Source organism: Roseateles sp. P5_B10 (assembly GCF_056400485.1).
In genome coordinates, this window is record NZ_JBFULE010000143.1 from 1 (window position 1) to 9734 (window position 9734).

Annotated in this window: 9 protein-coding genes; 2 read left to right on the forward strand and 7 right to left on the reverse strand. The window is 65.5% G+C overall.

Going from position 1 to position 9734, the window contains the following annotated elements:
* Window positions 1-49: 49 nt before the first annotated feature.
* Window positions 50-679 (reverse strand): TetR/AcrR family transcriptional regulator, encoded by a 630-nt coding sequence (locus tag AC1DU6_RS11730; protein WP_457322980.1) that lies wholly within the window; start codon window positions 677-679, stop codon window positions 50-52.
* Between the two features lie 69 nt (window positions 680-748).
* Between AC1DU6_RS11730 and AC1DU6_RS11735 the strand changes: the two genes are divergently transcribed.
* Complete coding sequence (locus AC1DU6_RS11735) at window positions 749-1381, forward strand: glutathione binding-like protein (protein ID WP_457322981.1); 633 nt, start codon at window positions 749-751, stop codon at window positions 1379-1381.
* Here AC1DU6_RS11735 and AC1DU6_RS11740 read toward each other — a convergent pair.
* A complete protein-coding gene (locus AC1DU6_RS11740) occupies window positions 1378-2970 on the reverse strand; it encodes a M48 family metalloprotease (protein WP_477857357.1) in 1593 nt (530 codons plus the stop codon). The two genes, AC1DU6_RS11735 and AC1DU6_RS11740, sit on opposite strands and share 4 nt — an antisense overlap.
* Before the next feature lie 74 nt (window positions 2971-3044).
* On the opposite strand from AC1DU6_RS11740, the gene moaC reads away from it, so the two are divergent.
* Window positions 3045-3545 carry a cyclic pyranopterin monophosphate synthase MoaC gene (gene moaC / locus AC1DU6_RS11745; RefSeq protein ID WP_457322983.1) on the forward strand — a complete coding sequence of 167 codons (501 nt, stop codon included), beginning with the start codon at window positions 3045-3047 and terminating at the stop codon, window positions 3543-3545.
* Here the strand turns inward: moaC and AC1DU6_RS11750 are convergent.
* The 5 genes from AC1DU6_RS11750 to AC1DU6_RS11770 all read right to left on the reverse strand — a co-directional run.
* Window positions 3537-5249, reverse strand: coding sequence for a PglL family O-oligosaccharyltransferase (locus tag AC1DU6_RS11750; protein WP_477857359.1), 1713 nt, complete (start codon window positions 5247-5249; stop codon window positions 3537-3539). The genes moaC and AC1DU6_RS11750 overlap by 9 nt on opposite strands.
* Window positions 5250-5384: 135 nt before the next feature.
* Window positions 5385-7058: a phosphoethanolamine transferase gene (locus AC1DU6_RS11755; protein WP_477857361.1), complete on the reverse strand. Its 1674-nt coding sequence runs from the start codon at window positions 7056-7058 to the stop codon at window positions 5385-5387.
* Window positions 7059-7235: 177 nt separating this feature from the next.
* Complete coding sequence (locus tag AC1DU6_RS11760) at window positions 7236-7730, reverse strand: sulfatase-like hydrolase/transferase (RefSeq protein WP_457322987.1); 495 nt, start codon at window positions 7728-7730, stop codon at window positions 7236-7238.
* 122 nt (window positions 7731-7852) lie between these two features.
* Window positions 7853-9259: an O-antigen ligase family protein gene (locus tag AC1DU6_RS11765; protein WP_477857362.1), complete on the reverse strand. Its 1407-nt coding sequence runs from the start codon at window positions 9257-9259 to the stop codon at window positions 7853-7855.
* Window positions 9260-9379: 120 nt separating this feature from the next.
* The coding region (locus AC1DU6_RS11770; protein WP_477857364.1) for a pilin at window positions 9380-9734 on the reverse strand (355 nt) is incomplete at its 5' end.

Genomic DNA, 9734 nt, shown 5'->3' on the forward strand with positions numbered 1-9734 from the left:
AGCGGGCCGGCTCGGGAGCGGCCCAGCGCTCGGCCCGCAAACTGAAAACTCAGCGGCAGACGAAGTCCAGGCTGGCCGCCGCGAAGCCGGCCAAGTCCTCGCGCGCATCGCCAGCGCGGGCGCGCAGTGCCATCGAATGCAGCACCGCCGATGCGAGCTGGGCGCGCATCGCCACATCGGTGCCGGGCGGCAGCTCGCCGTCGGTCACTGCCCGCTGCAGACGCGCCTCGAAAGCGGTGTTGAAACCGCGCAGCGAATCGCCGAGCTGCTGGCGAATGGCTTCGTCCCGCGGCGCCTCGGTGGCCGCCGTGCCAATCAGCAGGCAACCCCGCGCGGCCTCGTCGGGCGGGTAGTAGAGCTGCAGCGCCAACTCGTAGACGCGCAGCAGGCCATCGCGCAGCGAACGGTCCGCCAACGCCGCGGCGATGGCGGCATTGGATTGCTCGGTATACAGGCGCAGCGCCAGCAGATAGAGGGCGTGCTTGTCCCCGAAGGCGCCATACAGGCTGGGCCGGTTCAGGCCGGTGGCATGGCTCAGGTCATCCAACGACGTCGCTGCATAGCCGCGCTGCCAGAAGGCCAGCGTGGCCTGCGCGAGCGTGGCCTCGGTGTCGAAGCTGCGTGGCCGCCCGCGAGGGCGCGGGGTTGGCTTGGCCTCATCTTCAGATTTTTGTACCACGGCGCATGAAATTCATTGACGGCAGTGAATTCTATTCAATACAGTACAAAAACACTGTTGGAGATCTTGATGGAGCTGTTCTTTTCCCCCATGGCCTGTTCGCTGGCGAGCCGCACCGTGCTGTATGAAGTAGGTGCCGATGCGCGCTTCACGCAGGTGGACGGCAAGGCCAAGCGCACGCTGGACGGCCGCGACTACTGGCAGGTCAACCCGATGGGGCAGGTGCCGGCGCTGCGCACCCCCGAGGGCTGGCTGCTGAACGAGAACGCCGCGGTGCTGCAATATCTGGCCGAGGCCTTCCCGGCGGCGGGCCTGCTGCCCGCCGAAGCCGATGCGCGCGCCCGTGTGCGGCAATGGCTGGGCTTCATCGGCACCGAACTGCACAAGGCCGTCTTCGTGCCGCTGCTCGATCCCAAGGCCAGCGCCGACGTGAAGGCCTATTCGATGGACAAGGCGGCGCTGCGCCTGGGCGTCCTGCAAGCTCATCTGCAGCAGCACGAATACCTGGAGGGCAGCTATGGCATCGCCGACATCTACCTCGCCGTCGTATTGAACTGGGCGCCCTATGCCGGCGTGGACTTGGGCGGATGGCCCGCGGTCAAGGTCTATCACCGCCGCATCGGCCAGCGCGAGGCGGTGGCACGGGCGCTGCGCGAGGAGTTCGCGCTGTACCAGGAAGAGCAGCGTTTGCAGGCCGCTTAATTTGGCAGTTCGACGTCCGGCGGGATGTAGCGGCCGCGGTACATCTCGCCCAGGAGCGACTGGCGCTCATAGACCAGGGCGCGCAGCCGGGCGTCGATGACGGAGGCTTCGACCTGGTCGGCATCCGGCCCGCGTGACTGGCGCAGGCCTGAGCGCATGCGGTCGATGGCACCGTTCAAGTCGCCGGCGGCGGCATGCACCTCGGCCTGGGCCCGCACGGCCCGCAGCGGCTGGCCCAGCTTCTGCCAGATCAGTGCGAGCTGGGCCCAGGCCAGGGAGTCCCGCGGCTCCAGGCTGACATGGGTCTGCAGTGCATCCGCGGCCTCGCGCAGGGTCGGCGACCCCGGGCCGGCCGCCAGCGCCAGGCCCACGCGCTGCATCAGCATGGGGCGGGATTTCTCGCCTGACAGCGTGTCCAGCGCGGCGGTGCCCTCCATCGGGCGGCCGCGGGCCTGCGCGAGCTCGGCACGCAGATAGGTCAGTTGCCGCCTGGCGGCCACCGTCTCGGCGGGGCTGGGGTTGACGAGCTCCAACGTCACCTCCGCACTGCGCAGCGTGGCCTCTGCGCGGTCGAAGTTGCGCAGCTTGATGGACGCCAGCGCCGCGGCATAGCGCGYCCCGAGCTGTTCGTAGCCGCCGCTCTCGCGGATGTTGCGGGCGCCGGCGTCGTAGTTCTCCAGTACCTTCCAGGCCTCGACGCGGGGGTCCATCAGCACACGCGAACGCGCTGCCATCAGCGCATGCTCGGCGAGGCCCCGCGGGCGCGCGAAAGGTTCGAGGGCCAGGCGCGTGCGTGCGTCGCCGATGCGCTCACTCGTCAGCGGATGGGAGCGCAGGTACGGGAAGGCGCCGTTGTCCATCAGGTGATAGGCCTGCTCCATGCGCTCGAACATGCTGACCATGCCGCTGCCCGCGAAACCGGCCTCGACGAGCACGTTGAAGCCGACGCGGTCGGCCTCGCGCTCCATGTCGCGCGAGAAGTTCAGCGACAGCTGCGTGGCCGCCGCCTGGCCGCCGACGATGCCGGCATTGGCCAGGTCGATGTTGCCGCGCGACGCGGCCAGCACGCCCAGCAGCAGGCCCGCGATGGCGACCATGCTGTTCTTGGAGTCACCGGCAATGCGGCGTGCAATGTGGCGCTGCGTCACGTGCGAGATCTCGTGCGCCAGCACCGAGGCCAGTTCGTCGCGTGACACCGTCATCGCGATGAGCCCCAAGTGGGTGCCAACGAAGCCGCCCGGCAGCGCGAAAGCGTTGACGCTCTTGTCCTCGACGAGGAAGCTTTCCCAGGCGAAGCGGGTCTGGATGTCTTCGCCGATATGGCCGAGTTTGCGCGACGCGGCCACCAGCGGCTCGAAGATGCCGGCCATGTACTCCTGCAGGATGGGGTCCTGCACACACGCGGGGTCGATGCGGATCATGCGCATGTAGCGCTCACCGAGTTGCCGCTCGGCAACGACATCGAGATCCTGCGAGACCGAGTCACCCAGGGCGGGCAGGTTGACCTGGGCCCGGATCGGGCTGGTGGTGATGAGGCAGGCGGCCGCAAGCAGGGTCAGCAGGGCGCGGGAGGCGGGTGACTTCTTCATCGAACAGAGACTCCGGCCGGCGGGAGCCGGCTGTCTATGATGCCTGCAACTCGGTTTCCTGAATGTTTCTTGGTATGTCGACCCCGCTGACTCACTTCGACGCCCAGGGCCAGGCCCATATGGTGGACGTGTCGGCCAAGGCCGAGACCCACCGTGTCGCCGTCGCCGCAGGCGAGATTCGCATGCAGCCGGCGACCTTTGCATTGATCGCCAGCGGCACGGCCAAGAAGGGCGATGTGCTGGGCGTGGCACGCATCGCGGCGATCCAGGGCGCAAAGCGCTGCGCCGACCTTGTGCCACTGTGTCACCCGCTGCCGATCACTCGCGTTGCGGTGGACTTCGATCTGGACGAAGCCGGCGGCCGCGTGCTGTGCCGCGCCCAGGTCGAGACGCTGGGCCGCACCGGCGTCGAGATGGAGGCGCTGTGCGCCGTGCAGGTCGGCCTGCTGACCATCTACGACATGTGCAAGGCCGCGGACCGCGGCATGGTCATCGGCAACGTGCGGGTGCTGCAGAAGCAGGGCGGCAAGAGCGGCGACTGGCGCGCCGCTGATTCTCCGGTGCCTTCAGCGTAGCGTCCGCCAGTCGATGACGCCCGATGCCGGCTGGCATTGCGGCATGGTCGGCGCCGAGGCGGCGATCTCGCAGTTGGCGAACCAGTTGTCCCCGGTCGGATTGYGGAACTCGCGCAGGCGGTCGGCGAGGAAGCGCGCGCCTTCCTGGTCACCGGTCTTGTCCAGCGATTGCGACCAGTGCATCAGCAACCGCGCGTCGATCAGATTGAAGGCCGTGCGGCGTGCAGCCTCCAGCGCGAGCGGCCCAGGGGGTTGGCTGGTGGCGGCCGCGTAGTCGGCCTGGTGGTTGAAGAATAGCGAGCGCTGGCCATCGGCGATGCGAGCGCCCAGCGGCATGGCATCCTCACTGGGCGTGTAGATGGCGACGACGCGCTGGTAGTCCCACACCGCGAAGGCGCTGCCGGCAATCAGCAGGCCGCCGATCATCCGCCAGGGCATGGCGCCCGCCGGCTTTTCCGGCGCTTCGGCAGGGAGAGCGAGGCCAAGTGCAAAGCAGGCCGGCAACAGGAAATAGGCGTACCAGAGCGGGTACTCGACCAGGCTGTGCAGGGCGATGGTCAGCACGATCATCAGCGCCATGCGGCGCAGCGGCGTGTCTTCCACCTTCTCGGAGGGACTGCGCCACGCCTTCCACAGCGCCCAGGCCAGCAGCAGCAGCACGGCGCCCGCCCAGGGCAGTCCCAGCTCAACGGCGAGCTGCGACGCGATGTTGTGGGTGTGGTCGAAGAAGGCGATGGKCCGGTTCGGGAAGGACGTCAGGCTCCAAGCGAAGTTGAATTCCCCCCAGCCAACTCCCAGCAGCGGGTTGGCCTTCGTCAGAGCCCAGGCGTCACGCAGGATGGCCAGTCGCGACGGCGAGCCCGCGCCTTCCGATAGGCGTGAGGCTGCGCGGAAGGCATGGCCGCTTTCGGCCGACCAGAGCGACATGCCCCACCAGCTGACGCCCAGCATCAGCGGCGTGGCCAGCAGGCACAGCCGGGCACTGCGCGACAGCTTTCGGTCCACCACGCCCCACACGGCCAGCAACGCGATGCCGGCATAGCCGGTGCGCGAGGCGCTCAACACGACAGTGAAGGTGAAGGCAAACAGCAGCGGCGCCAATGCCATCCGCCAGCCGCGCTTCTCGGTGATGAAGACGGCGGCGATGGACGACCACATCATCAGGCTGGCCAGGTGGTTGGGCTGGCGCAGATTGCCCACCGCGCTGCCCACCACGCCGGAGCGTGCGATGAAGTTGCCATCGGCGACTGCCGGCAGGAAGACCTGCACGATGCAGACGACGACCGTCAAAAGGCCCGTGACCAGCAGGCCCCAGCAGAAGGYCTCAGCGGCGAGCTGGCGGGACTTGTGCGACAGCCCCTGTGCCACGAGCAGCACGGCCAGGCCGGCGCCGATGACGGCGGTGGCGCTCAGGCCCAGCGACGGCGGCAGCGTGCGCCACACGACGGAGCTCATCGGCGCGGCCAGCAGCAGCGCCAGCGCCATGGCGGCGGGACTCTTCAGCCCGGCGCGCCAGCCTGGCGTGGAAGGGGCCCACAGCACCAGGGCCAGCCCCCAGCCGGCAAGCGCCAGCAACTGGTTGTAGAGCGTGGCCGCAGGCGTCTGGTTGAAGGCCAGCAGCGGTGGCAGCGCGGCGGCGAGAACGAGGCCGAGCGGCGCGGCGTCGGCACTAGCGTCGGCGGAGGCGGTGGTCTGGGACGACATGGGCGCGCATGATGGCATGGGGCGACACGCTCGGTAGCGCCATTCAGGATGGTCTGCGCTGCCAGGCGCCCCGGTTGGAGTCGTCAAAATGGCCGCAGTGGTGTACACGATTGAGGCCGAAAAGTGGCCTGCTGCTCAGTTGCAAGCCTCGAGCGCCTTGCAAGCCAGGGGCCAGTCGAGGGCGTCTGGCAGTCGCCGCCTCTCCGCGGTGCCTGCGATGCGGAACTGAACTTGCCGGATCGGCATGGGGCGGAAGGCCTTGGACGTCAGGTCGCGGCTCGCGTCCTGGGCGGGGAACTCGATACCAAGCACAGACGCGGCGGTGTGGAAGATCGCGTCCTGGCTGACGACGTGTTCCCTGTGCGCCTGCAAGGCTTGCCACTGTGCGGCGTGGGCCGCCCTGAATTTAGCGTTGGCCCAGAACAGCAGCGGGATATGGACTTCACTGACGTTGAATTCTTTGAACCCGTGTGTGACGCGGCCTTCCATGGCCATCAATGCCTCGCCATGATCGGGGATGTAGGTCACGGTGACCTCGCCCGGGAGGCGCGACGCGCGCTGAATGATCTGGCTCAGCACGAAGTCGGTGCGCAGGATCGTGTCGTCGTAGACATCCGCCGCGACACGGCCGGATAGATCGGTCTTCATGGCGGCCGCCACCGATTGGCGGTCCCGGCCTGAAAAATAGAAGCCGTCGTCGGGCAGGCGCAGCAGGTAGTCCCAATGGCTGCCATAGGTATGCACCACGATGAACTTGTGCGGACTGTCGTTCTTCAGCACGTCATCCAGTGGCGCGAGCAGCACGTCGTCCGGTGTGGGATGGGTGTCGCCCCAGTTGTCCGTGTCGACGGGCTGGCGCCACACCTGTGGTCGCGGCCGGAAGATCTTGTAGAGCGCCATGCTCTGGTTGGACAGCCAGGCTGTGAAGTAGCCGGCTTCGTTGGCCAGGTCGACCAGATTGCCGCGGATGGCCTGCGGCGAATAGCTGGCAGGCGCGCTTCCGGTCATCAGCATCGGCACAGCCAGCGAGGTCAGATTGCTGGTCGAGTAGGTGCGCGTGAAGGCCAGCAGGCCGTCCAGGCGCTCCAGCTCCGGCGTGGTCTGGCGCCGATAGCCCAGCAAATGAAAGCGGTCGGCCCGGGCCGACTCCCCGATGACAAGGATGTGCGTGCGCGGCGCATCGCTGGAGAAAGTCGCTCGGGCGTTGTACGGCTCGTGTTGTTCGAAGAATCCCCAGGCCTGGGCGTTGCCTTCGAGCCCGCCGATCACGCTGATGAGGCCGCCCAGCGGATAGCTGGACGTCAGGTAGCTGTGCGCGTTTTCGCCCATGTCGACGTCGAGGCCTCGCGAGCTTCGCGAGGGCATGCACAGCAGAAGGGCCAGCATGGGCAAGGCCAGCCATCGGGTGGCACGACGCAGGCCAGCCGGGATAGGCCGCCTCCCGAGGCTGGCGGCGATAGCCGCATACAGCGCAACCGCGCCTGTGCAGAGCAACAGGGGCAACTGCAGGTGGAATAGGCTCACGAAGCTGCCGAACTCCGCGCGCGAACTTGTCAGCAGAACCGCGAAGGCGTTTTCGTCGGGTGGGGCCGAAAAATTCAGCACGTACCAGACAAAAAGGGGCGACAGGCACAACAGGGGCAGGTGCAGCAGGAACAGTGAACGCCAGCTTTGCACCAGCAGCATTGGCAGCACCAGCGTCAGTGCAGACAGCGTCACGCTGTAGATGGGCGCCCAGGGCCCGAACTTGCCGATGTCGCTCGCGCAGGCCAGCACGATGGGCGGCGCCAGCAGCAGCGCCCAGTTCACCGCAAGCATCCAGATGAGCCGGTGGCTTTTTGGCGTCAACACATTTCTCACTCGGCGACCGCGAGGCGCGGACGCGAACCACGGTTTGCGGTGGCAGGGTTTGCGTCTAGCGACATGGGCGCAAGGGGTATTGGGAAAAGACAAACCGCATCGAGTGCCACCATGCGCCGATGCCGGTCAGTGGGTCGAGCAGGACTTGCCCTTGACATCGAGATCGAAGTCACCGAAGTGCGTGTTGAGCCGCTTCGAGGGCCGCAAGCGCCCGCTGCTCAGGTCGGCATGAGCGTTGGGCAGCGCGGTGTCGAAGCCAGCCAAGCCAGTCATCGTCGCGAAAATGGACAGGGTACTCACAGGCGCGCTGGCGTGCGATTCCATGGCGGCCAACGCATCCGGGCGCGCGGCGCGCCATGCGGGTGAGGCCCAGATCACCATGGGGACGCGGTAGTTGGTTTCCGCGGCGAAACCGTGCCCACCTCGGCCGCAACTGCCGTCGAACATCGACTCGCCATGATCGGCGGCATAGAGCAGCTTGGCGGCCGCACCGGTCTCGGCAAGCATGGCGATGGCCTCATCGAGCACGTAGTCCGTGTAGAGCGCGCTGTTGTCATCGGCGTTGAGCAGCTTGGTCAGCAGGGCCGCGCTCCATATGTCCGGAATCTCATCGGGCTGCAGCGAACGTCACACTACGGAGCAACAGAAGGGGGGAAGGCATGGCGGAAGTGGATGTCACGCGCGGGGACAGGGCTATTGCGAGAGACGCACTTGAATGGAATTTTGAACGCTTGAAGGCCTCCTCACAGCCAACCGTCGAGCCAGAAGCGCGGGTTGTTGGGTTCAGATTCGGGGGATGGGGCGCGCAGCCCAAGTGTCGGGCGCGGCATTTCATATTCCTTGATGGTCGGGTACGCAAACCAGACCTGAAAAATGAGGAACGAAAAGATGACGAGACGGCCTGCCATCGGTATTACTTGCTGCGCTGCGTGTGCAGGCTCCGAGCCCGCCGCCGAACCGCGCGCAAACAGCGCGACTGCGATGCATATCCACACCTGTGACACCGGCATCACGAAGTTGCCGGAGAAAAAGCCGTCGATAGCCAAGGCAATGACAGCCGCCACAACCGAAACATCAACCACGCTGAGCTCATACTTGGAAGCCTGTCGCCTCACGATGYCTTTCCACAGCAAATGCAGCAGCCAGCCAAATATCAGCAATGCCGTCGGCAATCCATATTCAGCAAGAACCTGGATGTATATGTTGTGGGGATGGGCGCCACGCAAATTGACATAGTCTGAAAAGTGCATTGGGCCAACGCCCAGCCACGGTGAATTGACCAATTGCGCGAAGGCGATCTTCCACAAAAACAAGCGCGAATGATCGCTGACCATGTCATTCGCGCTGTGCTGCGCCGTCATCACCGCTGCGTCAAGCTGTAGCGGCAGGGCGTAGAAGACGCAAAAGTAGAAAACCAATGCCGATAGCAACGATATCAGGGCGCCCTTCAAGTAGATTGCCCCCCGTCGGCGAAAGAGGATGGCAACCGCCAGCGCACTGATCATCAGGGCGACACTGCTCGCCCGCGATGCCAGGCCAATCAGGATGGCGATGCTGAGGGTGGCGGAAATCCAGCCAAAACGCCTGAGCTTGACGGAATTGTTCCGGTCGCTCGCGATGCCAATCAAAAGGGGCAGCGCTGGAGTTTGGGCGTGGTTCAGGAAGCGCGGGTTGTCGAAGCCTGGAACCATCAGCCAGAAGTTGCCCACACCGCCATTGAGAGCGCTGGCACTCCATGCCAACAGGAAGAAGATCTCGTAGAGCAGCCACGACGAGACGATGGCAAGGAGGATCTTCTCCATCCCGACTTCTTCTTGAAGAGCAGCTATGGCAAACGTCAGGAAGAACAGCGAAAAGGACAGCGAAAGCTCTCTGAAGGCCGCCGCCGGCTGATGGGCATGAAGTGCGGATATCAGCATCAGCACCATCAGGCCAGCAACCTTGATAAGGTTCGCGCGCGCCCAACGCGCGCGGCCACCAGCGAGCAGGAAGATCGTTGCGAGCAGGAACAAGGGGACCTGCGCCAGTCGCGCGGCATTGTGCGCAGACACGGTGAATGCCGAATAAAACGGCATCACGAGAATGAACACCAGCAGACCGCCGCCAAACCAAAGCGCSGTCAGCTTGGCGCCCCAATCTCTGTGATGCATGGCAGGACCGTATGGGATGTCTGGGTTTGGACCGACAACAGCGATGGGCAGGTCAATGAATCACCGCTGCAGGAACGCAAAAAAGGGGCACGAGGCCCCTTTTTGTTGAACAACGCTAGATTAAGTGTTGTTCTTTTGGATCGCGGCAACCAGCACCGGAGCGGTCACGGTAGTGGTCGCCTTCCAAACGACGCTGGAGTTACCCAGGTCAGGTGTGAAAGTGATGGTCTTGTCGCCCAGGTCGGTGCCGACCTTGGACGCGGGGTTGAACGTCAACTCGATTACGCCATCGCCCTTAATCGTCAGCGAGGCGACTTCGGCGGTCGCCGTGAACTTGTAGGCGTTCAGAACGCCAGCCGTATTGCACGTCGAGAGGCCACCTTCTTCCTGTGCGCACAGCGCCACGGCCGCTTTGGCAGTGTCGGCCGACGACAGCGCATTGCCGGCCTTGGCCTTGGCGGTGTAGTCCTTGTAC

Bases quoted from the DNA above. Each gene is read 5' to 3' on its own strand.
- AC1DU6_RS11735 (WP_457322981.1), top strand. From the start codon at position 749: ATGGAGCTGTTCTTTTCCCCCATGGCCTGTTCGCTGGCGAGCCGCACC.
- moaC (WP_457322983.1), top strand. From the start codon at position 3,045: ATGTCGACCCCGCTGACTCACTTCGACGCCCAGGGCCAGGCCCATATG.